The sequence below is a fragment of the Streptomyces cyaneofuscatus genome, from assembly GCF_033109485.1.
Classification (GTDB): Bacteria; Actinomycetota; Actinomycetes; order Streptomycetales; family Streptomycetaceae; genus Streptomyces; species Streptomyces cyaneofuscatus.
The window spans coordinates 7,261,002-7,284,218 of record NZ_CP137002.1 but is presented as its reverse complement, the minus strand read 5'-3'; the positions used below and the strand labels follow the sequence as shown (position 1 = coordinate 7,284,218).

Genomic DNA, 23,217 nt, shown 5'->3' with positions numbered 1-23,217 from the left:
TTGCGGCTCGATACCGGCTTGCGGAGCTGCTCGCAGGGCCTGCGAGCAGCGAGTACGATCCGGCAGACATGCGCACGAGCTGGGAGGACACACCGTGAGCCGGCTGACCGGGGGAGATCCGTCGCTGCTGCGGCGGATCAATTCAGCGGTGGTACTGCACGCCCTGAGGGGGGCCGGCTCGCCGACGCTCACGGACCTGACCCGGATCACGGGTCTCTCCCGTCCGACGGTCGAAGGCGTGGTCGAGGGGCTGTTCGAGGCCGGTCTGGTCGTCGAGGCCCTGCCCGACGAGAGTGAGGCGCGGCGCCAGGGACGGCCTGCCCGCCGGTTCCGCTTCCGGGCCGAGGCCGGGCATCTGCTGGGCGTCGAGATCGGCCCGCACCGGGTTTCGGCGCTCCTGTCGGGGCTCGACGGCCGGGTGACCGGGGCGGGTTCCCGCACGGTGTCGGAGACGGCGGATGCGGACGAACGGCTCGACCAGGTGAGAGCCGTGATCGCGGACCTGCTGCGCCGGACGGGGGTGGCCCGGAGCAGTCTGCGGGCCGTCGGCGTCGGCAGCCCCGGCATCGTGGAGGCCGATGGGACCGTCCGGCTGGGCACGGCGCTGCCGGGGTGGACGGGGCTCGCGCTCGGGGAGCGGCTGCGGCGTTCGTTCCGCTGCCCGGTCCTCGTCGAGAACGATGCCAATGCCGCCGCCGTCGCCGAGCACTGGAAGGGCGCGGCGACCGAGTCCGACGACATCGTCTTCGTCCTGGCGGGGCTGAGTCCGGGAGCCGGTTCGCTGATCGGCGGGCGTCTGCACCGGGGGTTCGGCGGGGCGGCCGGGGAGATCGGTGCTCTGCACCTGTTGGGCAGGGACGTGACTCCGGAGCATCTGCTGTCGACCACGGGCACCCCGCTGGAACCCCTGGACGAGCAGGCGGTGGCGGTGGTGTTCGCCAAGGCACGGCAGGGCGACGCGGAGGCGCAGGCGGCCGTCGAGCGGTTCCTCCAGCGGCTCGTGCACGATGTGGCGGCCCTGGCGCTGGCGCTCGACCCGGAGCTGGTGGTGGTCGGGGGCTGGGCGGCCGGCCTGGACGGGGTGCTGGAGCCGCTGCGCGCGGAGCTGGCCCGCTACTGTCTGCGCCCGCCAAGGGTGACGCTGTCGTTGCTCGGCGAGGCCGCGGTCGCGACGGGGGCCCTGCGGCTGGCGCTGGACCATGTCGAGGAGCAGCTGTTCGCCGTGGAGGGCGCGGTGACGGCCCGCCGTTGATCGCGGACGGGCCGAGGTGGGCGCACTGCCTCAGAGGTGCCGCCACAGGACCGGACCGGGCCGGCGTTCGCTGAGCGCGGGCGGGGCAGGAGACGCGCTGATGGCGGCCCGGCCGGATTACCGGCGGACCGCCATCGGGTGGCGCTGTTCACGGGGCCCGGAGTCTGCCGGGCTGCGGCGGCCCGCAGGCTCCCGGCGCGCGGGGCGTCAGGAAGCCTGGCGCTCCTGCTGCTCGTCGTGGCTGATCTCCAGGGCGCCGGAGTCCCCGAAGGTGAGCCGGCAGGTGTCCGCCCGGTAGGTGGCGATGGATACCGCGGCCGTACCGCCAGCGGCGAAGTACCGGGTGGTGACGACGAGGACGGGTGCGCCGGGGAGCCGGTCCAGCTCCTTGGCGTCGTCCGCGCGCGCCGATCCGAGCTCGACGGAGCGGTCCTGCCCCTCCAGGCCCAGCCGGTGCAGCTCGCGCAGGACAGCCCGGGCGCGCACGGTGCCGGACGGCGCGTCGATCGCGGAGAGGTCGGGCACCGAGGAGGCGGGCACATAGAGAAGCTCGGCCGCCACCGCCTGGCCATGGGTGTCGCGGATGCGGCGCACCACGTGCACGGGCTCGGTTCCGGTGCCGAGCATGGCGGCCACGGCGCTCGGGGCGGCCTCGCTCGCGCAGTCGACGGGCTGCCATGCCTCGCCGGCCACCCCGCCCGTCCACTCGTGCTGGGCGGTGGAGACGGCGACGCCCACGCGCGGCGGGGCGACGGTCGTGCCGACGCCTCGGCGGCGCTGCAGCCTGCCTTCCAGTTCGAGCTGCTCCAGAGCCTGCCGGAGCGTGGCACGCGCGACGCCGAACCGTGCCGCGAGGTCCCGCTCGTTGGGCAGGATCTCACCCACCGCGAAGTCCGAGTCGAGTGCCTCACTGAGCACGGTCTTGAGGTGCCAGTACTTCGGCTCCTGCACCGATTCCAGCTGCGTGGTCCCCACCAAGTCCTCCGCAATCGCCCAGCGACTTTTCCGCGACGCTATTTATTAAAGGTTCCTGCCTTAAGGTGACCTTAGGGTGGCGCACCCCCTTGGTCAAGACCAATCCTTATTCCGTAACGGAACGAAACGGGACTTTGGCGCAGAGCGTTCACAAGACGTTCGTGGTGCCGTGAGCCGCGCGCAGCATGAAGCCCCACCACCGGGCCGGTGATGGGGCTTCTGCGGATCGGTCACGGTCCGGTCGCGGAGGAGGATCGTCCGGATTCCTCTTGGCCGGGAAAGTCGACCGGCCACGCAGCGGACCGACTACACGGCGGAGAGACCCGCGAGCTTGTCCGGATTACGAACGATATAGATGCATTGAATGGCGCCGTCCCGGACCTCCACCTGGAAGAAAGTATCCGGCTTTCCTCCGACAAAGCACGCCACGGCGGGTCCACCGTTGAACTCCGCGACGCGCATGTCCCAGTCCGGCCCCACCTCCTGGCCGACCGCGGCGAGGAAGCGGCCGACCTTGTCGGCGGTCTCGATGACCCGCCGCGCGGCCTTCGCCTTGCCGCCCGCGTCGCTGACGAGCCGGACGTCCGGCGCCAGGAGTGCCATCAGCTGCTCGATGGAGCCCCCGGACGCGGCGGCCAGGAACCGCTCGGTGAGGTCCCGGCGCTCCCCCGGGTCGACGTCGTAGCGCGGCTTGCGCTCGTCCACGTGGCGCCTGGCGCGCCCGGCGAGCTGCCGGACGGCCGCCTCGGTGCGGTCGAGAGCGGTGGCGATCTCGGCGTACGGGAAGCCGAAGGCCTCCCGGAGCACGAAGACGGCGCGCTCCAGCGGCGAGAGCGATTCGAGGACGACCAGCACGGCGAGGGAGACGGAGTCGGCGAGGACGGCCCGCTCCGCCGCGTCGGGCACGGCCGCCCCGAAGTCCGTGACCACCGGTTCGGGCAGCCAGGGACCGACGTACGCCTCCCGGCGCGACTTCAGGTGGCGCAGCCGGTCGATGGCCAGCCGTGTGGTGATCCGCACAAGGAAGGCTCGCGGCTCGCGGACGCCGTCCTGGCCCGCGGACGACCACCTCAGCCACGCCTCCTGCACGACGTCCTCGGCGTCGGCGACGCGGCCGAGCATGCGGTAGGCGACGCCGGTGAGGACGGGCCGGTGCTCTTCGAAGACGTCGGTCGCGGGGTCGGCTGTCACCGGTCCATCCCAGCCGACACGCCCGGTGGTGTCCAGCGGGAATCGCCGCAGCCCTTGAACTCCAAGCTACCGGACGGTAATTGTTGTTGACGCGATGTCTACCCACTCCAGGGAGCAGCTCCATGACCACCACGGTCTCCTTCACCGTCGATTCGGCGCACGGCCCCCGTCCGGTCTCGGTGGAGTACGAACGGACCGGTGCGGGAGAGCCGTTGGTCCTGCTCCACGGCATCGGCCACCACCACCAGGCCTGGGACCCGGTGACGCGGATCCTGGCCGCCGAGCGCGAGGTGATAGCCCTCGACCTGCCCGGCTTCGGCGCCTCCCCCGGTCTGCCGGACGGAGTTCCGTACACGCTGGAGGCGGTCACCGCGGTCCTCGGGACCCTCTTCGAGGCGCTGGGCCTCGACCGCCCGCATGTGGCCGGCAACTCCCTCGGGGGCCTGTTCGCCCTGGAGCTGGGGCGCACGGGGCTGGTCCGCTCGGTGACCGCCCTGTCGCCCGCGGGTTTCTGGAACGAGCCGGAGCGCCGCTACGCCTTCACGACCCTGCGGGCGATGCGCCGCGCCGCGCTGGCCCTCCCGGTGCCCGCGATCGAGCGGCTGTCGCGCAGCGCGGCCGGGCGTACGGCGCTGACCAGCACGATCTACGCCCGGCCCGGCAGGCGTTCACCCGAGGCCGTCGTCGCCGAGACCCTGGCCCTGCGGGGAGCGACCGGCTTCCACCAGACGCTGGCCGCCGGCGGGAGCGTCTCCTTCACCGACGATGTGGAGGGCATCCCCGTCACCGTCGCCTGGGGCACCCGCGACCGCATCCTGCTCCGGAGGCAGGGCATCCGCGCCAAGCACGTGATCCCTGAGGCCAGGCTCGTGCGGCTGCCCGGCTGCGGGCACGTGCCCATGAACGACGACCCGGCCCTGGTGGCCCGCGTCATCCTCGACACCAGCCGCGGAGGGGACGGGGCGCTTCACCGCCCCGCCCGCCTCGCGGCGCCGCAGGACGCCTGAGCCGAGCGCCACCCCGGCGCCGACGAGCAGGCTCCCCGCGCCCTGCGCCAGGCCGTACGTCCCCGCTCCGACGAGCGGCGCGGTCAGCGCGGCGGAGACCGGGATGAGGCCGGAGAAGAGGGTGGCGCGTTCGGCCCCGATGCGCTGCAGGCCGATGTACCAGCAGACGAAGCCGATCACGGTCACGACGACGGCCTGCCAGAGCAGGGCCGTCGTCTCGGCCGCTGTCGGCACCCGCAGGAACGCGCCGCCGTCCACCACCAGCCCGAGCAGCGTGGACTGGACGGCCGCGATCGCGCACACCGTCGCCGCGAGCAGCTTCGGGCCGAGCGGTCGCAGCACCGGAACGGCCAGCACCGCGAAGCCGGTCTCGCCCGCCAGCGCGCCCACCGACCAGCAGATCCCCGCCAGGTCGGTGCGCCCCCAGCCCTGGACCGTGAACGCTCCGGCGGCGACGAGCCCGGCGGCGTACAAGGTGACACGGGACGGGCGGCGGTTCTCCAGGAGGGGGACCAGGACGCCGACGACGATAGGCGCGCAGCCGACGAAGACGCCCGGAACGGCCGGCTCCGCGGTGCGTTCCGCCGCCAGGACCGCCAGGTTGAAGCCGACCATCCCGACCGCCGCCAGCAGGCCGAGCCGCATCCAGTGGCGCCCGGAAAGGCTCCGGAGCGGAACGGCCACGGGGTCGGGGCCCCGCCTCAGCAGAGCGGCCAGCAGCAGGGCGGCCAGGCCGTAGCGGAGCGCCTGGCCGCCCGCGTACGGGTAGTCGCCGAGGACACTGTTGGCGGTGAAGGAGGCCCCCACCAGCACACAGGCGAAGGCCGCCAGGAGGGCCCCGCGCAGAGAGTTCGCGTTCATGACGGTGACGCTAAGTTCGGGACCGGACCGGTTTAAGGTCCACTTCCATGACGTCTTCGGGGACCAATTCGACCGGTGGAGGCGGCCACGGCGGATCCGGCGGTCTCGATTCCACCTCACCGGCCTGGGAGTTGCTGCTGCCCGCCGCCGCCGCGCCGGCGCGCGGGCGGGGGCGCGCGCTCCGGTCCGCGCTGCGCGAGGCCGTCCGCTCGGGCCGTCTCGCCGCGGGTACGAGACTGCCGTCCAGCCGGGAACTCGCCGCGGATCTGGGGGTGTCGCGCGGTCTGGTCACCGAGGCGTACGAGCAGCTGACCGCCGAGAGCTATCTGCGCAGCGGGCAGGGCGCGGGGACCTGGGTGAGCGACGGAGTGCGCGCGGCGGCGCATTCCGTACGGGATCTGGCGCCGCGCGCGCCGGGCGCGCGGGTGGACTTCCGGCCGGGTGTACCCGACCTCTCGCTCTTCCCGCGCGCCGCGTGGGCCGCCACCCAGCGGACGGTGCTCGGCCGGCTGCCGCACAGCTCGCTGGGGTACCCCGATCCGCGCGGGCTGCCGGAGCTGCGGGAGGCGCTGGCCGGACTGCTGGCCCGGCGGCGCGGGGTGGTGGCCGATCCGGAGCGGCTGGTGGTCTGCTCCGGGGTGGCGCAGGCGACGACGCTGCTCGGCTTCGTCCTGCGGGAGCAGGGCCTCGCCTCCGTCGGGGTGGAGGACCCGGGGAGCCCGGAGCACGCGTCGCTGTTCGCGGCGACCGGCCTGCGCGCGACTCCACTGCCCCTCGACACGGAGGGGGTAGCACTGGGTCCGCTGCGGCGCTCCGGCGTGCGCGCCGTGGTGACCACGCCGGCGCACCAGTTCCCGACCGGAATCGCCTACTCCGCCGAGCGTCGCCGTGCGTTGCTCGACTGGGCGCGGGAGGCGGACGCCGTGATCCTGGAGGATGACTACGACGGGGACTTCCGTTACGACAGGGCTCCGGTGGGTGCTTTGCAGGGGCTCGACCCGGAGCGCGTCGTGTACACCGGGTCGGTGAGCAAGTCGCTGGCTCCGGGGCTGCGGCTGGGCTGGCTGATCGTTCCCGCCGCGCTGACCGACCGCATCGTCGCCCGCAAGCGGACCATGGACCTCGGCAACCCCGCCATCGATCAGGCGGTGCTGGCCGACTTCATCGTGCGCGGCTCCTACGACCGGCAGCTGCGCCGGTGTCAGCGTGCTTACCGGGAGCGCCGCGACGCCCTGGTGGCCGCGCTCGACGAGCACTTCCCCGGCACGATGGTCAGCGGTATCGCGGCGGGCCTGCACATCATCGCGCGGCTGCCGCAACGGTACGGCCCCGAGGGCGCGTTCCTGCGCCGTGCGGACCGGGCGGGCATCGCGCTGCGGCCGCTGAGCGACTGCGGGGACGCCGGGCGGAAGGACGGCACGGTGGCGCTCGTACTCGGCTACGCCCATCTGGCAGCGGGTGAGATCTCCCGGGGCGTCGGCATGCTCGCGGCCGCGCAGGGGGCGGGCACGCAGGGGGCGGGCACGCAGGAACCCGGCGCTCAGGGGCCGGGCGCGGGTGCTCGTGCCTGACGGCTCATCGGACCGGCCCCGTTCACCCGGCGTTGGGACGGCGGTCTCCGCGGCCCACTAGGCATGGAGGCGGAGACCGGTTCCGGCCCGGCGGAGCGCTGCGGCCCGCCCCGGCCCGGTGTCCGTCCGCCCGTTCCGTCCACCGTCCTGGAGGCGCTCCGATGCCGCACCGTCCGCACATCCCCTCGCCCGGCCGCCGTACCGTTCTGCGGGGCTCGCTGCTCGTCCCGGCGGCGGCCGCCCTGCCCGCGGCCGTCGGTGCGGCTCCCGCCCTGGCGCTGGCGGGGCGGCCGGAGGCGGCGTGGGGCGTGCAGGTGGGGAGCGTCACCGCCTCGTCGGCGCTGGTGTGGGTGCGGTCGGACCGGCCCGCCCGGATGCTGGTGGAGACCGCGTCGACCGAGTCCTTCCGCCGGGCCCGGCGCTGGTACGGGCCGCTGATCGGCCCCGGGTCGGACTTCACCGGCACCACTCCCCTGTACGGCCTCCCGGCGGGCGAGCAGGTGCATTACCGGGTCACGCTGGCGGACCCGGGCGATCCGCGCCGTACGGGAAAACCGGTGTACGGAACGTTCCGTACCGCTCCGGCCCGGCGCCGTGACGGGGTGCGCTTCCTGTGGTCCGGGGACATCGCGGGGCAGGGGTGGGGCATCAACCCGGACATCGGCGGCTACCGCGTCTACGAGGAGATGCGCCGCCTCGACCCGGACTTCTTCCTGTGCAGCGGCGACACCGTCTACGCGGACGGGCCGCTCCAGCCGAGCGTGACCCTGCCCGACGGCCGGACCTGGCGCAACGTCATGACCGAGGAGAAGGCCAAGGTCGCCGAGACACTGGACGAGTACCGGGGAAACTTCCGCTACAACCTGCTCGACCACAACGTCCGGCGCTTCAACGCGCAGGTCCCCTCCGTCGTCCAGTGGGACGACCACGAGGTACGCAACAACTGGTACCCCGGCCAGATCCTCGACGACGCGCGCTACACCGAGAAGAACGTCGACATCCTCGCGGCCCGCTCCGCACGCGCCTTCCACGAGTACTTTCCCGTGTCGGCGCCGAACGGCTCGTACGGCACCTCCTCGCGGCGCTCCCGCATGTACCGGACCGTCCACCACGGGCCGTTGCTGGACGTCTTCGTGCTCGACATGCGCTCGCACCGCAACCGGAACTCACCCAACCGGCAGGCCGACGACACAACCGGCATCCTCGGTGCGGAGCAGCTCCGCTGGCTGAAACGCTCCCTTGCCGAGTCCCGCGCGGTGTGGAAGGTGATCGCGGCCGACATGCCGCTCGGCCTGGTGGTGCCGGACGGGGCGACGGACTTCGAGGCGGTGGCGCAGGGCGAACCGGGCGCTCCCCTCGGCCGCGAGCTCCAGATCGCCGAGCTGCTGCGGTTCATCAAGCACCGCAAGGTCACCGGCACCCTGTGGCTGACGGCCGACGTGCACTACACCTCGGCGCAGCACTACGCCCCCGAGCGGGCGGCGTTCAAGGACTTCGCTCCGTTCTGGGAGTTCGTCTCAGGTCCGCTGGCCGCAGGGGGATTTCCGGCCAACGCGCTGGACGGCACCTTCGGACCCGACCGGGTCTTCGTCCGGGCGCCGGACCGGGCCAATGTGTCGCCGATGGAATCGCCGCAGTTCTTCGGAGAGGTCGAGATCGACGGCGACAGCGCGGAGCTGACGGTACGTCTGCGGGCCGAGGAAGGCGGGGTGCTGTTCACCAAGGTGCTGCGGCCGGGCCGCGTCGGTCAGTGAGGGAGCGCCGCTGACTTGCGTGTAACAGGTCAGCGGTGGAGCGCCGCTGACCTGCGCGGACGGCTGCGCCAGGGGCCGTTGTCAGTGGTGGGTCCTACCGTTTTCTCCATGACCCGATCCGTTCAGGCCTTGGCCTACGCACGCCCGTCCGCCCTGGAGTCCTCGCAGGTGGGAGCCTCCCTCGGCCTGGAGACCGCGGGCGGTCTCACCCCGCGCGGGGCGGAGGCGCATCCGCGGTTCTTCGCCGGATTCCTCTCCGCCCCGCGCACCGCCGCCCGCGGGCTGCTGGCGGTGGCCGACGTGGCCGCCGCCCGCTACTACCAGCGCACCCTGCCCGCCTCCCTGGACCCAGTGGTGACGGGCAACGGGGACCGGCTGCGGTTCGAGTCGTTCTCCGGCTGCTGCGGGGTGTACGCGCGCCTCGATGTGCTCCAGGAGGGGCTGGAGGGTGAGCGGACCGGTCACGGCACGACCAATGTGGATGTGAACAATCCGCTGCGGGACGCCCTGTCCCGGATAACGGCGGACGACCCGCTGCATCTGCGGGTGGGCCCCGAGGAGTTGGCGGTCACCACGCTGGACGGGCCGGTGGTGGAGAAGAAGGTGCCGCTGCCGGACCGGTGGCTGCGGGGGTTCGCCGAGGCGCAGGTGGCCTCGGCCGGGTTCGATCTGCGGGCCGAGCTGTCGGCGGCGCAGGCGGTGGCGTTCCTGCGCTCCCTGCCGCGCGGCTCGGGCAACGCGGCGCGGGGCGCCCAGTGGGTGGTGGCCTCCGGCTCCGCCCTGCGGCCGACGACCCGGCCGGTGCCGGGCGCGGTGTGCCTGCCGGGGCCCGAGCGGCTGGTGGCGTTGCAGCGGGTGCTCCGCCACGCGACGGCGCTGCGGGTGTACGGGCCTCCGGTGGCGGACGGTGCGCCGGTGGCGAGCGCCTGGGAGGTGGTCCTGCCGGGCATGCGGCTCACGCTGACGCTGTCCCCCGATGCCTCGCGCGGCTTCTCGGGTGAGGGCGGGGTCCTGGCGGCGCTGGCCACCGATGAGGCGGCGGCCGATGCCGAGCTGGTCTCCGTCCTGCTCGCCTGGGAGCCCACGATCGAACCGGCCACGCTGGCCGAGCGGTCGGGGCTGAGCGTCGAGCGGGTACGGGCCGCGCTCACCCGGCTCGGCACGGCGGGCCGGGTCGGCTACGACCTGGCGGACGCGGCCTACTTCCACCGCGAACTGCCCTACGACGCGGACCGGGCCGAGCGTCACAACCCGCGTCTGGTCGCCGCCCGCGAGCTGGCCGGTGCGGGGGCGGTGTCGTTGGACGGGACGGTTGCGTACGTGGCCTCCGGCGACCGGCGCTACCAGGTGCGCGAGGGCGACGGGGCGCTCACCTGCACCTGCCAGTGGTGGGCGGACTACCGGGGCAAGCGGGGCCCGTGCAAACACGCCCTCGCCGTGACGATGGTCCGGCGCGGCGCGACGGTCGCCGGAGGTGTGCGATGACCGACCTGCTCACCGCGGTACGGGCGGGACAGCACCGCGAGGTCCCGGCGCTGGTGCTCCGGCTGGACCGGGCCGGACGCAGAGCGGCCCTGGCCGAGTTGAAGGAGCTGCGCAAGGAGGCCCGGGGCTGGGAGTGGCAGCGACAGGACAAGATCCGCAAGGCCCTCCAGGTGGCCGGGGCCGGCTGCCACACGGGGGCGGCGGGCTGTGCCACCTGGATCGGCGGCCGTGACCTGCGCAGCTGGTCGCGGTCCCCGTATCCGCTGATCCTGGTGGCGCTGGGCGACCGTGATCCGGCCTGGCTCGGCGATCTCGCCCACCGGCTGGCGGCGAAGTCGCTGAACTCGGAGGCGGAGTACACGTTCATCAGCGAGCTGGTACGGATGGCGGGGTGCCCGATCCCGACGACGGACAGCCTGGTGGAGGGCTGGGCCGAGCGGATCAGTACGGCACGGTGGCACGGCAGGTCCGGCCGCCGGGTGCCGCTGGTCGACCTCCTGCGCTCGGACCCGCATGTGGCCGTGCTGGCGCCCCGGCTCTTCGAGATGCGGGAGCTTCCTTCGCAGGTCGGCTGGTACGACATGCCGGACTCGACCGACCACTGGCCGGCCGCGCTCCGCGTGCTCGCCGAGGAGGGCGTGCTCGACCGTCCGCAGCTGGCCGAACGGTGCGTGACCCGCCTGGTGCGCGGCGGGAAGACCGGTGACCAGCGGTTCTTCCTCACGGTGCTCCAGCAGCTCAGCATCACGGAGGACGAGGAGAGGGCTCACCTCCGCGACTGGATGGCCATGGCGGCGGACGGCATCTCGGTGGTGGCCTCCCACGCCCAGGACATGCTCGCGCGGCTGGACGCACGGGGCGAGCTGTCCACCGGGGATCTCGCCGAGGTGTCGGGCTCGGTCCTCTTCCGCCGGGAGAAGAAGCTGGTGCGGGGCCAGTTGCTCCTGCTGGGGAAGGTGCTGAGCCGGGACGCCTCGACGGCGGGTGAGCTGCTCCCGGTGGTCGCCGAGGCGTTCGGGAACGAGGACGTCGCCCTCCAGGAGCGGGCGCTCAAGCTGATCGCGCGCCACCTTCCGGCCGACGACGCGCCGCTGCGGGAGGAGCTGGCGTTCGCTGCCGCGCAGTTGGGGCCGCTGCACCGGGAGGCGGTCACGGCGCTGTTCGGGGCGGTGGGTGAGGAGGCGCCGGCGGACGGCCCGTACGAGGAGCTGCTGCCGCCCGTGCCGGTCCTGTCCCGGCTGGACCCGGCGCCGGGGAGCGTGGCGGAGCTCGTCGAGGAGGTGGCGGCCCAGCTGAAGTCCCGCTCCTGGCAGGGCTCCACCCCTGGGGCCCTGGCCGCGGCGTCGGGGATCTCCGCCTTCGAGCGCACGCTGGACGGGCTCGTCCGCGTGGCCCGCACCGACCGGGCCGAGCTGACGGAGGCGTTGCGGGAGGCTCTGGCCGGGGTGTGGTTCGTCGAGCACGGGATCGAGCAGCAGCCCGAACCGGCGTACATGACCACGGATTACGCACTCGCGCTGGTGGTGGGCTCGCTCCTGGGCCAGGTCCCGTACCAGGACATCGTCGAGGGGAAGAACCGCTGGACGGGCACCGGGACGTGCGCCCACGCGGCGCTGAACGGGGTGCTGCTCGCCCGGGCGTGGGAGGCGGCCGGTGATGTGGCGACCGACCGGGTCCCCTTCCTGCTCGCCACACCGACCTGGCACACCGGTTCGCTGGACGCTGCGGAGCTGGTCGAGCGGCTGCGGACCTATCAGCGCCTCGGCGTCGCCCCGGGGCCGGCCGACTTCTCCCAGGCCCTGCTGCGGGTGCGGCGAAGCGGCGATTCGGAGGCCGCCGAGGTCGCCGCGTCCCTCTCCACACCGCAAGGGGACCGGCTGGCCGCCTGGATACGGGCCGACGAGCCGGTGGCTCCCGTCCTGCGCCACGGTCTCACCAGCGACCTGCCCTCGGCCGGCAACTGGTGGCAGCGGTCCGCGTCGGGGGTACGGCAGGTGCTCCTCGCCACCAGGGAACGGCTGGTGATCCAGCAGGAGTTCCCGCGCTCCTTCCACTGGCTCGGCCGCCCTCACGTGCCCAACACACGGGAGTGCTACCACTGGGGCACCGACCAGTGCCCGCACTGGGCCGCCACCCTGCCCGAGGACGGGGAGACCTTGGCCGCCTGGCTGATGCCGGATCTGCTGCGCACCGCCGACGAGGGGCCCAGGGGCGGGGCGTGGTTCCTGCCGCCGCTGATGGAGACGGGGGGCGAGGCCGGGGTCGCGGCGCACCTCGCCCTGGCCTACGGGCTGGGCGCACGGCACCCCGAGGACCGGATATCCGCCGTGGACGCGCTCCTCGTGCTGGCCGCTCAGGGACGGCTGGACACGGCGCTGCTCGGGCGTGAGCTGGGGGTCCTCGTCGACCACGACCTGGTCAAGGTCAACCGCCTGACCGACGCCGCCCGGACGGCGGCCGCCACCGGGGCGTACCGGACGGTGCTGGGCGTGCTCGCCAGGGTGCTGCCCACCCTGCTGGCGTACGAGAAGGCGCCCCGGGGGATCGGGGACCTGCTGGCCGTGGCGGCGGAGTGCGCCGAACGCTGCGGTACGGAGGGGATCGAGCCGATCGCCGGGCTGGCCGCGACGGCCGGGCGCAAGGGATCCTCGCAGACCGTCCGGCAGGCCGCGCGTCTGGAGAAGGCCTTCACGAGGTGATGAATACGGCTGAAAACCGACGATAGGTGATCAGATCCATACTTAACCCATCAGTCACAAGGTGTTCGTGATCAGGCAACACCAGACGTTCACAGTAAGGATATGACTGATGTGACCTCTGCGAAGACCGCCCGCCGTCCGCACCACTGGCGGCGGGACCTGATCGAGCTGGCCGCGCTGTTCACCGCCGTCGCCGTGGCCGACGCGATCGCCAATCTGATCGGGCACCAGCCCGACGGGCCGTACCTGCTCGTGGCGTCGGCCGTGGCCCTGGTGGCCACGGCGGCGTTCCACACCTGGTGGGCGCGGCGCCACAGCAACGCTCCCCCGTCCGCGGATCCGGCCGCGTCCGATCCGACACCGGGAACGGCCACCGGCTCGACGGCCGCGACCGTGGTCGGGGCCGAGGCCGAGGCCGGGGCGGGTGCCGGGGAGACGGTCCTGTGGCGGATGCGGACGACCGTGCGCGACGCCCCGGGCAGTCTGGCCGCGCTGTGCCTGGTGCTCGCCCGGCTCCGGATCGACATCCTGACGCTCCAGACCCATCCGCTGGCCGAGGGGACGGTCGACGAGTTCCTGCTGCGGGCGCCCGCCTCGCTCCCGGCGCAGGAGCTCACCCGGCAGATCTCGGGCGCGGGCGGCACCGCCACCTGGATCGAGCGGGCGGACACCCACGATCTGGTCGACACCCCGACCCGGGTGCTCTCGCTGGCCACCCGCACGGCGCTCGACGCGGCGGAGCTCCCGCTCGCCCTGCGCCAGCTGCTCGGCCGGTGCACCATCCACTCGCTGCCCGCCGTCTCCATCACCGGCCGCCCGACCGGGGAGAGCGCCCCGGTCGAAGGGGTGCTGGAGGAGACGGTGATGCGGCTGCGCGACCCGTCCGGCGGCGTGATCTCCGTCGAGCGGCCCCATCTGCCGTTCACCCCGACCGAGTTCGCCCGGGCCCGCGCCCTGGTGGAGCTGGACGCCCGGCTCGGCCCGCGGGTGCCCCGTAGCGAGGACATCCTCACGCTGCCCGAGGGCAACGAGATCACCGTGCGCCGCGCGGACCGCAGCGATCTCGCCGCCGCCCGCGCCATGCACGACCGGTGCTCCCCCGGCACCCTGGGCCTGCGCTACCACGGGCCCGTCGGGGACGCGGACCGTTACCTGGACCACCTGCTGAGCCCGCGGTTCGGCCGCACGCTGGCCGTGCAGACCGCCTCCGGCAAGCTGGTGGCCCTGGGCCACCTCCTCTGGGACGGCGACGAGACCGAGGTGGCCCTCCTCGTCGAGGACGACTGGCAGCGCCGGGGCATCGGTTCGGAGCTGCTCGGCCGTCTGGTGCAGCTCGCCGAGGAGGCGGGCTGCGACAGCGTGTACGCCGTCACCCAGTCCCGTAACACCGGCATGGTCGCGGCGATGCGCGCCCTGGAGCTGCCCCTCGACTACCAGATCGAGGAGGGCACCCTGGTCATCACCGCGCGGCTGACGCGGGCGACGGAGCAGACGCGTACGGCGGACGAGCTGACGGCTCAGCCGACGGACGCGCGCCCCCCTCAGCGGCCCGCTCAGCGGTCCGAGCCCGCGGAACGGGCCCGTCGCTGAGCGCCTGGCACAGGTCCGCCCAGAGGTCCTCGACGTCCTCAAGACCGACCGACATGCGCAGCAGGCGGTCACCGACGCCGGACGCCTGCCGGTCCCCCTCGTCCACGATGCGGTGGCTGATGGAGGCCGGGTGCTGGATCAGCGAGTCCACGCTGCCCAGGCTGACGGCGGGGGTGATGAGCCGTACGCCGGCGATTACGGCGTGCGGGTCCCCGTACACCTCGAAGGAGACCATCGCGCCGCCGATCTCCGGGTAGTGCACCCGCGCGATCCGGGGGTCGGCGGTCAGCCTGCGCGAAAGCTCGGCGGCGCTCGCCGAGGCGGCCCGTACGCGGACCGGCAGGGTGGACAGGCCGCGCAGGAGCAGGTAGCTGGCCAGCGGGTGCAGCACGCCCCCGGTGGCGAACCGCACCTGGCGCAGCGTGGCGGCGAACTCCTCGTCGCAGGCCACGACTCCGCCCATCACATCGCCGTGTCCGCCGAGGTACTTGGTGGCGCTGTGCAGGACGATCCGGGCGCCGTGTTCGACGGGGCGCTGGAGGACGGGGGTGGCGAAGGTGTTGTCGACCAGGAGCGGCACGGAGCCGCAGGAGTGGGCGACGGCCCGAATGTCGATCTCGGCCAGGGTGGGGTTGGCCGGGGTCTCGACCATGACCAGACCCGTGTCCGGGCGGATCGCGTCGGCGATGCCCGCCGGGTCGGTCCAGGTCACCTCGGTGCCCAGCAGTCCGGCGCCCAGCAGGTGGTCGCTGCACCCGTAGAGGGGCCGGACCGCGACGACATGGCGCAGCCCCAGGCTCGCGCGGGCCAGCAGGACCGCCGTGAGAGCCGCCATGCCGCTGGCGAACGCGACAGCGCTGTCGGTCCCCTCCAGCCGGGCGAGCGCCGTCTCGAAGCGGGCGGTGGTCGGGTTGTCGAGCCGCGCGTAGACGGGCGGGCCGTCCGGCCGGGCGCCCGTGGTGGCGAAGGCGTCGATCCGCTCGGCCTCACCGCGCGAGTCGTAGGAGGGGTAGGTGGTGGACAGGTCGAGCGGAGGGGCGTGCAGGCCGAGGGAGGCGAGGTCGTCGCGTCCGGCGTGCACGGCTTCGGTGGCCAGCGCCCTGGACGGGGTGGGGGCAGGGGGCGTCATCGAGACTTCGTTGTCCATGACAACACTCTGAACAGTTACCGGCTCGTAGGGGCGAAGGACCGTGTTACGTTCGCCGCATGGCTGATTCTGTCGCTCTGGATCCGGTGGATCTGCACATTCTGCGGCTGTTGCAGAACGACGCACGGACCACCTACCGGGAGCTGGCGGCCGAGGTCGGGGTGGCCCCTTCGACCTGCCTGGACCGGGTGACCCGGCTGCGCCGCTCCGGGGTCATCCTCGGCGATCAGCTCCGGCTGGATCCGGCGAAGCTCGGCCGGGGTCTCCAGGCGCTGCTCCTGGTGCAGGTCCGGCCGCACCGCCGCGAGCTCATCGGCCCGTTCGTCGACCGGATCCGGGCCCTGCCGGAGTCGCGGGCGCTCTTCCATCTCACCGGCCCCGACGACTATCTGGTCCAGGTGGCGGTGGCCGACGCGGCGGATCTCCAGCGGCTGGTCCTGGACGAGTTCACCTCGCGCCGGGAGGTGGCCCGGGTGGACACCCGGCTGATCTTCCAGCAGTGGGAGTGCGGCCCGCTGCTGCCGCCGGAACAACCGGTCCGCCCGTGATCGTCTTTCGGACGTGGACCCTTCGGCGGTGGTGACGGGGAGGGGCCCGCCGTTGGAGGATGTCCGCATGTCAGACACTTCGAGCAGCGCGCTGCCCCGCCAGGTCGCCGACGCCTACGTCGACGCAGTCATCGAACTCGACCCCATCACAGGCACCTATCTGGGTGTCCCGGAAAGCTCGCGCCGCCTGCCCGATTTCTCACCGGCCGGTCAGGACGCGACCGCCGACCTCATCCGCGCCACGCTGCTGAAGCTGGACGACGCCGAGCGGCTGCCGGGTGCCGACAGCGATGAGGAACGCCGCTGCGGACGGCTCCTGCGCGAGCGGCTGACGGCGGAACTCGCCGTGCACGACGCGGAGGAGGGGCTGCGGGCCGTCTCCAACCTGCACTCCCCCGCCCACAGCCTCATCGGCGTCTTCACCGTCACCCCCACCGAAACGGAGGAGGACTGGGCGGCGGTCGCGGAGCGGCTGCGCGCGGTCCCGGCCGCGGTCGAGGGGTACCGGGCCTCGCTCGGACTCGGCCTCGAGCGCAAGCTGTACGGCGGACCCCGCGCGACCGCCACCTTCATCGGGCAGCTCACGGAGTGGAGCGGCGGTGGCGAGAGCACCGCGTTCTTCACGGACTTCATCGCCCCCGCACCGGAGGCCCTGCGTCCGGAGCTGACCGAGGGGGCCCGGCTCGCGACCGCCGCCTTCGCCTCCCTACGGGACTGGATGCGGGACGTCTACGCCCCGGCGATCGAGGGGGCACCCGACACGGTGGGCCGGGAGCGCTACGCCCGCTGGACGCGCCAGTTCAACGGGACGGACCTCGATCTCGACGAGGCGTACGCGTACGGGTGGGCCGAGTACCACCGCCTGCTGGCCGAGATGAAGACCGAGGCCGCGAAGATCCTGCCGGGCGCCGGGCCCTGGGAGGCGCTCGCCCACCTCGATGTGCACGGCAAGCACATCGAAGGCGTCGAGGAGGTCCGCGAGTGGCTCCAGGGCCTGATGGACGAGGCCATCGAGGCGCTGGACGGCACGCACTTCGAACTGGCCGAGCGGGTACGGAGGGTGGAGTCCCGCATCGCCCCGCCCGGCGGCGCCGCCGCCCCGTACTACACGGGCCCCTCCGAGGACTTCTCGCGCCCCGGGCGCACCTGGCTGCCCACCATGGGCGAGACCCGCTTCCCGGTGTACGACCTGGTCTCGACCTGGTACCACGAGGGCGTTCCCGGCCACCACCTCCAGATCGCGCAGTGGAAGCACGTCGCCGACAGCCTCTCCCGCTACCAGACGTCGCTCGGTCAGGTCAGCGCCAACGCCGAGGGGTGGGCGCTGTACGCGGAGCGGCTGATGGACGAGCTGGGCTTCCTGCCCGACGCGGAACGGCGTCTGGGCTATCTGGACGCGCAGATGATGCGGGCCTGCCGGGTGATCGTGGACATCGGCATGCACCTGGAGCTGGAGATTCCGGCGGACTCGCCGTTCCACCCGGGCGAGCGCTGGACGCCGGACCTGGCGCAGGAGTTCTTCGGCAACCACAGCGGGCGGCCGGCCGACTTCGTGGAGAGCGAGCTGACCCGCTACCTGTCCATGCCGGGCCAGGCCATCGGCTACAAGCTGGGCGAGCGGGCCTGGCTGCTCGGCCGGGAGAACGCCCGCGCGGCGCACGGCGACGCGTTCGACCTCAAGGCCTGGCACATGGCGGCGCTCTCGCAGGGGTCGCTCGGCCTGGACGATCTGGTGGACGAGCTGTCCCGGCTCTGATCCGTCCCGCCCGCCGGCCGGGGCCCGTTCGCGGAGCGGGTCCCGGCCGGTGGTGTGAGCGCGACGGCCTGGCCGTCAGCAGCCGCAGTCGGCGTCGTCGTCGACCGGTGCCGTGAGCGGGTCGGCGGCGCGCCGCTCGCCGCCCTCCCAGGTCTCGAAGGCGAAGCCCTCGCGCGCCCAGTATTCGAAGCCGCCGAGCATCTCCTTGACCTGGTAGCCGAGTTGGGCGAGCGCCAGGGCCGCGCGGGTGGCGCCGTTGCATCCCGGCCCCCAGCAGTACGTGACGACCGGGACGGCCGGGTCCAGCAGCCGGGGAGCCTGCTCGGGGATCAGGGCGGTGGGCAGGTGTACCGCGCCGGGGATGTGCCCCTGGTCCCAGGAGGCGGTGGAGCGGGAGTCCACGACGACGAACCCGGGGTCACCGTCGGCGGCGAGTGCCGAGGCGACGTCGGAGACATCGGCGTGGAAGGCGAGCGAGGCGCCGAAGTAGGCGGCAGCCGCGGCCGGGGAGGCGGGCGGGACGCGCAGGACGGAGTTGACGGCGGTGGCCGTGGCCGGGGAGGTCATGACCATGAATCTATGACCGTCGTCCGGGACCAGGAAGGGGGATTCCCCGGCACTCCTCTTGATCCGCCGGGGATTTCCCTGTTGGCTCCACGGCATGACCGAGTATTCCCCGGACGCCACCGACTGGCGCATTCTCGATGTCCTCCAGCGCGACGGCCGGGCCACCTTCGCCGAGCTCGCCCGTGCCGTCGCCATGTCCCCGAGCGCCGTGACGGAACGGGTGCGGCGCCTGGAGGAGACCGGGGTGATCAGCGGTTACGCGGCGGTGGTCGACGCCGAGCGGCTCGGGCTGCCGGTCCTCGCTCTCGTACGGCTGCGCTACCCGAACGGGAACTACAAGCCGTTCCACGACCTCCTGGAGACGACCCCGGAGATCGTGGAGGCCCACCATGTGACCGGTGACGACTGCTTCGTCCTCAAGGTGACGGCCCGCTCGATGCGGCATCTGGAGGAGGTGACCGGCCGGATCGGCGCGCTCGGTTCGGTGACCACCAGTGTCGTCTACTCCTCGCCGCTCCCCCGGCGCGCGATCGCCCGCTGAGCCGCCGGAGCCACCCCCTGGAGGCGTCAGAGGCGGTGGTGCACCGTCGATCCGTGCCGGTCCTTGACCACTTCGAGCCGGGCGGGGATGCGGCGGCGCAGATCGGCCACGTGGCTGACGATCCCGACGCTGCGGTCCCGCTCCCGCAGGGAGTCCAGCACGTCGAGCACCTCGTCGAGGGTCTGGTCGTCCAGGCTGCCGAAGCCCTCGTCGATGAAGAGGGTGTCCAGGCGCACGCCCCCGGCCTCCTCGGTGACGACGTCGGCGAGGCCGAGCGCCAGGGCCAGGGAGGCGAAGAACGTCTCCCCGCCGGAGAGCGTGGCCGTGTCCCGTTCGCTGCCGGTCCACGCGTCCACGACATGGAGTCCGAGCCCGGCCCGGCGGCCGCCCGTGCGGGCGTCGGAGTGGACGAGCGTGTAGCGGCCGGAGGACATCCGCTGCAAGCGGGCGGTGGCCGCGGCCGCCACCTGTTCGAGGCGGGCGGCCAGGACGTACGCCTCCAGGCGCATCTTGCGTTCGTTGTCGGCGGAGGTCCCCGCGGTGAGGCCGGCGAGCCGGGCGACCCGCTCGTACTCCTGGCGCACCGGTCCCAGTCGCCGTACCTCCTCGGCCGCCCGTCCCGAGAGCCGGTCGAGTTCGGCGCACCGGTCGCGGGCCGCCGCGCGGGCCGAGGCGGCTTCGCGCAGCAGCCATTCCGCCGTCTCGTGGGCACTTTCGGCCGCTGCGGTCTGCGCCGCCGGGCGTTCGGCGGCTTCGCGTGCGTCCCGTTCGGTGCGCCGGTCGGCGACCGCCGCCGCCTCCGCCTGCCAGGCGTCGATGCGGTGCTGGAGGTCGCGCTGCGCGGCGGCGCCCAGGAGCGTCGCGGCGGCGGCCTGCGGGGTGTCGAACCCGGCTTTGAAGGCCGCGTCGGAGAGCCGGTCGTCGGCCTCCTTCCGGCGCTGGGCCGCGTCCTGTTCGGTGCGTACGGCCTCGGCGGCGTCGGCGAGGAGCGCCACCCGGCGGGTCAGCCGGTCCGCGTGCGCGGCGACGGACTCCGACTCGCCCCGGGCGGCGGTGATCTCTTCCTCCAGGCGGGCCTGCTCGCCGTCCAGCGCCTCGCCCTCGACCATGCGAGCATCTGCCCTGCGGCGGGCCTCCTGCCGCTCCTCCACCCTCTTGGCGTGCTCCCGCTCGGCGGCGGCCAGCGCCTCACGCGCGGCGTGCATCCCGGCGGCGAGGCGGTGGGCCTCGGCGTGTTCGCCGCTCAACCGGTCGACGAGGGAGTGGAGTTCAGCGACGGTGGGGTCCGCGGAATCGTCCCCCTGAGCCTCCCTCCGGGCTGCCGCCTGCCGTTCGCGTACGAGCGCGAGTGCGTGCTCGGCGCCGGTGCGGTCCTCCTCGGCGGACCGGTGGACCGCGAGGGCCTTCTCCTCGGTGGCCCGGTCCACATGGCCGTCGCCAGGGCTTGCGGGGGACGGGTGTTCGGCCGAGCCGCAGACCGTGCAGGGCTCGCCCGCGACGAGACCGGCGGCCAGCTCCGCCGCGATGTCGCGGAGACGGCGTTCCCGCAGGCCGAGCCAGGACTCGTGGGCGGCCAGGGCCCGTTCACGTGCGGCGGCGAGCGCCTCCCGGGCGTCCTGTACGTCGGTGGCCAGCGCGTCACACCGGCGGGCCGCGTCCAACCGGAGGCGGGCCGGGGCCAGTTGTCCGGCGAGCTGTTCGGCCCTGGTGGCGGCCTCCTGTGCGGTCTCGATGCGCTGGGTGAGTTCCGCGCGGGTGGTGTCCCAGCCGGCGAGCCACGCGTCCGCCTCCCGGACGATCTCGTCGTCGGCGCGGGCGTCACGGTTCAGCCGGATGCGCTCCTCGTCGATGCTCGCGCTGCGCACCTCGGCCTTGCGGGCCGCTTCGAGGGTGCCCAACTCCTGCCGGAACCGCCGCTCCAGCTCGGCCAGTCGGTCGGCCCCCGAGTCGGCCAGCTCGGCGGGCAGCCGCTCCCGGGTCCGGACCAGTACGTCGCTCGCGACCCGGTACGCCCGCTCGGCCTCCTCGCGCAGCTCCAGCGCCGGCGCCACCCGGTCCGCCTTGCGGGCGCGCTCCAACTGCTCCTGGCAGCGGTCGTGTTCGGGGCGCCGCTCCTCCAGCGCCTCGGCGCGCCGCAGGGTCTGCGCGTACCGCTCCTGGAGGCGGGCCAGTTCGCGTTCGGCGTCCAGTGCGCGGCGGGCGGCGAGTTGGCGGCTCTCCGCCTCCGCGACCACCGTGTGCGCGATGTCGAGGTGTTCACGGGCGGCGCTGCGCGCGATCGCGGCCCACTCCAGGACCGCTTCGGCCAGGCCCGGTTCGCCCGCCCGTACGGTTGGCGGTGCGGCCTCGGCCGCCGTCGGGCCGCCCGCCTGGGCGATGCGCTGGGCGAGGGAGAGGATCTGCTCGTCGCCGGATTTCACCCGGGCCTCGGCCGCCCGGCGCAGTTCGGCGAGGCGCTCCTCGACGGCGGCGAAGCGGCGGGTGTCGAAGAGCTTGCCGAGGAGCTTGCCGCGCGCCTCGGCGTCGGAGCGCAGGAAGCGGGCGAAGTCGCCCTGGGGCAACAGCACAACCTGGCAGAACTGGTCCCGGCTCATGCCGATCAGCTGGGCCAGCTCCTCGCCGATCTCCTGGTGCGACTTGCTGAGGCCTTGCCAGTCGCCCTTGGGGTCGCGCTCGCGCAGCCGGCTCTGGGCCTTCTCCGTGGTGAAGCCGTCACCCTTCTTCTTGGGGCGGGGCTGGGCGGGGCTGCGGGTGACTTCGAGGCGGCGGCCGCCGACCGTCAGCTCCAGCGTGACCTCGGTGGGCAGATCGGCGGGGGCGTGATCGCTGCGGAGGGTGGCGCCGGGGCTCTGGCGGGCGCCGGGGACGGCCCCGTACAGCGCGTAGCAGACGGCGTCCAGGACCGACGTCTTCCCGGCGCCCGTCGGGCCGTGGAGCAGGAAGAGGCCGGCCGAGGAGAGCGCGTCGAAGTCGACTTCCTGGGTGGCGCCGAACGGGCCGAAGGCGGTGAGGGTGAGGCGGTGCAGTCTCAACGGGACACCTCGCGCACGCTGTCGTCGACCCGCACGTCGTCGAACGCGGCGCGCAGCACGGTGCGTTCGGGGTCGCTGGGTCCGCTGCCGCCGCGTACGTGGGCCACGAAGTCCTCCGCGATCTGGTGGTCGTCGCGGCCCTTGAGGCGCTGGGCGTAGGAGGCGAGGGGGTCCTCGGGGGGCCGCTCGGGGTCGAAGACGAGGCTGAGGGTGTGCGGGAAGCGGGCGCTGAGGCGGGCCATGGGGTCGGCGGGGCGGACGGGGTCGGTGAGGGTGGCCTCGACCCAGGCGTGTTCGTGGCGGTCGAGGGCCGGGTCCTCCAGCAGGGCGTCCAGGCGTCCGCGGAGCCGGGCGAGGGGCCGCTCGACCGGGCAGTCGATCCGCTCCTCGGCGGCGATGCTTCCGCTGGCGTCGAGCTCGATCAGCCACATGGTCTTGCGGTGGTCGGCCTCGGAGAAGGAGTACGCGAGCGGGGAGCCGGAGTAGCGGACGCGGCTCGTGACGCGCTGGGAGCCGTGGAGGTGGCCGAGGGCCACGTAGTCGACGCCGTCGAAGACCCCGGCGGGGACGGCGGCGACCCCGCCGACGGTGATGTCGCGCTCGCTGTCGCTGGGTTCGCCGCCCGCCACGAAGGCGTGCGCGAGGACGACGGAGCGGGTTCCGGCGGGGCGGGTGGCGAGGTCGGCGCGGACCCGGTCCATGGCGGCGGTCAGGACGGCCTCGTGCCCGGCCTTGGCGGCGCGGAGGGTGTCCTTGACGAGGGCCGGTTCCAGGTAGGGGAGGCCGTAGAGGGCGACGTCGCCGTGGGCGTCGGTGAGGACGACGGGGGTGGCGCAGCTCTCGGGGTCGGTGCGCAGGTGGATCCCGGCCCGGTCGAAGAGCCCGGCGCCGACGCCGAGCCGGCGGGCCGAGTCGTGGTTCCCCGAGATCATGACGGTGGGGACGCCGATGGCGGCGAGCCGGTGCAGCGCGCGGTCGAAGAGCTCGACGGCGGTGAGCGGCGGGACGGCCCGGTCGTAGACATCGCCGGAGACGAGGACCACGTCCACCTCCCGCTGCTGGACGGTGGCCACCAGGTGGTCCAGGAAGGCGGCCTGGGCTTCCAGGAGGGGGACGCGGTGGAAGGACCGGCCCAGGTGCCAGTCCGAGGTGTGCAGCATCCTCACGCGATCGCTCCGCCTGTTCCGAGCTGCATGTACGTCGTCCTCCACCCCTGGGCCACCGCCGGAGCGGCCCGTGAT

General features: G+C 73.6%; 15 protein-coding genes and 2 pseudogenes. 10 read left to right on the top strand and 7 right to left on the bottom strand.

All coding sequences use genetic code 11. The annotated features are described in order from the left end of the window. The first annotated feature begins 94 nt into the window (after nucleotides 1–94). The gene (locus R2B67_RS32190) at nucleotides 95–1,252 is read left to right on the top strand and encodes an ROK family protein (protein WP_026242235.1); all 1,158 of its coding nucleotides are present in this window, start codon (nucleotides 95–97) and stop codon (nucleotides 1,250–1,252) included. A gap of 207 nt (nucleotides 1,253–1,459) precedes the next feature. Here the strand turns inward: R2B67_RS32190 and R2B67_RS32185 are convergent, their stop codons facing one another. Both R2B67_RS32185 and R2B67_RS32180 read right to left on the bottom strand, forming a co-directional pair. Beyond that, on the bottom strand, nucleotides 1,460–2,227 hold the full coding sequence (locus R2B67_RS32185; RefSeq protein WP_317823029.1) for a GntR family transcriptional regulator: 768 nt from the start codon (nucleotides 2,225–2,227) through the stop codon (nucleotides 1,460–1,462). Between the two features lie 306 nt (nucleotides 2,228–2,533). Next, nucleotides 2,534–3,418 carry an RNA polymerase sigma-70 factor gene (locus tag R2B67_RS32180; protein WP_317823027.1) on the bottom strand — a complete coding sequence of 295 codons (885 nt, stop codon included), beginning with the start codon at nucleotides 3,416–3,418 and terminating at the stop codon, nucleotides 2,534–2,536. 122 nt (nucleotides 3,419–3,540) lie between these two features. On the opposite strand from R2B67_RS32180, the gene R2B67_RS32175 reads away from it, so the two are divergent. After that, the gene (locus R2B67_RS32175) at nucleotides 3,541–4,425 is read left to right on the top strand and encodes an alpha/beta fold hydrolase (RefSeq protein WP_317823025.1); all 885 of its coding nucleotides are present in this window, start codon (nucleotides 3,541–3,543) and stop codon (nucleotides 4,423–4,425) included. Nucleotides 4,426–4,440: 15 nt separating this feature from the next. Here R2B67_RS32175 and R2B67_RS32170 read toward each other — a convergent pair. Then, nucleotides 4,441–5,286 (bottom strand): annotated as a pseudogene (locus tag R2B67_RS32170) (DMT family transporter); the annotation flags it as partial. A gap of 47 nt (nucleotides 5,287–5,333) precedes the next feature. On the opposite strand from R2B67_RS32170, the gene pdxR reads away from it, so the two are divergent. From pdxR to R2B67_RS32145, 5 genes and pseudogenes are all read left to right on the top strand, one after another. Further along, complete coding sequence (gene pdxR, locus R2B67_RS32165; RefSeq protein WP_317823023.1) at nucleotides 5,334–6,857, top strand: MocR-like pyridoxine biosynthesis transcription factor PdxR; 1,524 nt, start codon at nucleotides 5,334–5,336, stop codon at nucleotides 6,855–6,857. Nucleotides 6,858–7,018: 161 nt separating this feature from the next. Beyond that, the gene (locus R2B67_RS32160) at nucleotides 7,019–8,611 is read left to right on the top strand and encodes an alkaline phosphatase D family protein (protein ID WP_317823021.1); all 1,593 of its coding nucleotides are present in this window, start codon (nucleotides 7,019–7,021) and stop codon (nucleotides 8,609–8,611) included. A gap of 108 nt (nucleotides 8,612–8,719) precedes the next feature. Then, on the top strand, nucleotides 8,720–10,096 hold the full coding sequence (locus R2B67_RS32155; RefSeq protein WP_317823019.1) for an SWIM zinc finger family protein: 1,377 nt from the start codon (nucleotides 8,720–8,722) through the stop codon (nucleotides 10,094–10,096). Then, the gene (locus R2B67_RS32150; RefSeq protein WP_317823017.1) at nucleotides 10,093–12,795 is read left to right on the top strand and encodes a DUF7824 domain-containing protein; all 2,703 of its coding nucleotides are present in this window, start codon (nucleotides 10,093–10,095) and stop codon (nucleotides 12,793–12,795) included. Before R2B67_RS32155 ends, R2B67_RS32150 begins: the two co-directional genes overlap by 4 nt. A 102-nt stretch (nucleotides 12,796–12,897) precedes the next feature. Further along, nucleotides 12,898–14,151 (top strand): annotated as a pseudogene (locus tag R2B67_RS32145) (GNAT family N-acetyltransferase); the annotation flags it as partial. 103 nt (nucleotides 14,152–14,254) lie between these two features. Here R2B67_RS32145 and R2B67_RS32140 read toward each other — a convergent pair. Further along, complete coding sequence (locus tag R2B67_RS32140) at nucleotides 14,255–15,532, bottom strand: trans-sulfuration enzyme family protein (RefSeq protein ID WP_317823015.1); 1,278 nt, start codon at nucleotides 15,530–15,532, stop codon at nucleotides 14,255–14,257. A 59-nt stretch (nucleotides 15,533–15,591) separates the two neighbouring features. Between R2B67_RS32140 and R2B67_RS32135 the strand changes: the two genes are divergently transcribed. Then, complete coding sequence (locus R2B67_RS32135) at nucleotides 15,592–16,080, top strand: Lrp/AsnC family transcriptional regulator (protein WP_026242237.1); 489 nt, start codon at nucleotides 15,592–15,594, stop codon at nucleotides 16,078–16,080. Between the two features lie 67 nt (nucleotides 16,081–16,147). After that, nucleotides 16,148–17,836, top strand: coding sequence for a DUF885 domain-containing protein (locus R2B67_RS32130; RefSeq protein ID WP_018516110.1), 1,689 nt, complete (start codon nucleotides 16,148–16,150; stop codon nucleotides 17,834–17,836). A 75-nt stretch (nucleotides 17,837–17,911) separates the two neighbouring features. Here R2B67_RS32130 and R2B67_RS32125 read toward each other — a convergent pair whose 3' ends face one another. Continuing rightward, on the bottom strand, nucleotides 17,912–18,409 hold the full coding sequence (locus tag R2B67_RS32125; protein WP_317823012.1) for a rhodanese-like domain-containing protein: 498 nt from the start codon (nucleotides 18,407–18,409) through the stop codon (nucleotides 17,912–17,914). Nucleotides 18,410–18,497: 88 nt separating this feature from the next. Here R2B67_RS32125 and R2B67_RS32120 point away from each other — a divergent pair, with 88 nt between their 5' ends. Further along, nucleotides 18,498–18,944: an Lrp/AsnC family transcriptional regulator gene (locus R2B67_RS32120; protein WP_018516112.1), complete on the top strand. Its 447-nt coding sequence runs from the start codon at nucleotides 18,498–18,500 to the stop codon at nucleotides 18,942–18,944. Nucleotides 18,945–18,970: 26 nt separating this feature from the next. On the opposite strand, the gene R2B67_RS32115 is transcribed toward R2B67_RS32120, so the two are convergent. Then, nucleotides 18,971–21,976 carry an AAA family ATPase gene (locus R2B67_RS32115; RefSeq protein ID WP_317823009.1) on the bottom strand — a complete coding sequence of 1,002 codons (3,006 nt, stop codon included), beginning with the start codon at nucleotides 21,974–21,976 and terminating at the stop codon, nucleotides 18,971–18,973. Further along, on the bottom strand, nucleotides 21,973–23,142 hold the full coding sequence (locus tag R2B67_RS32110; protein ID WP_317823007.1) for an exonuclease SbcCD subunit D: 1,170 nt from the start codon (nucleotides 23,140–23,142) through the stop codon (nucleotides 21,973–21,975). The genes R2B67_RS32115 and R2B67_RS32110 overlap by 4 nt, the downstream gene beginning before the upstream one ends. Nucleotides 23,143–23,217: the final 75 nt, after the last annotated feature.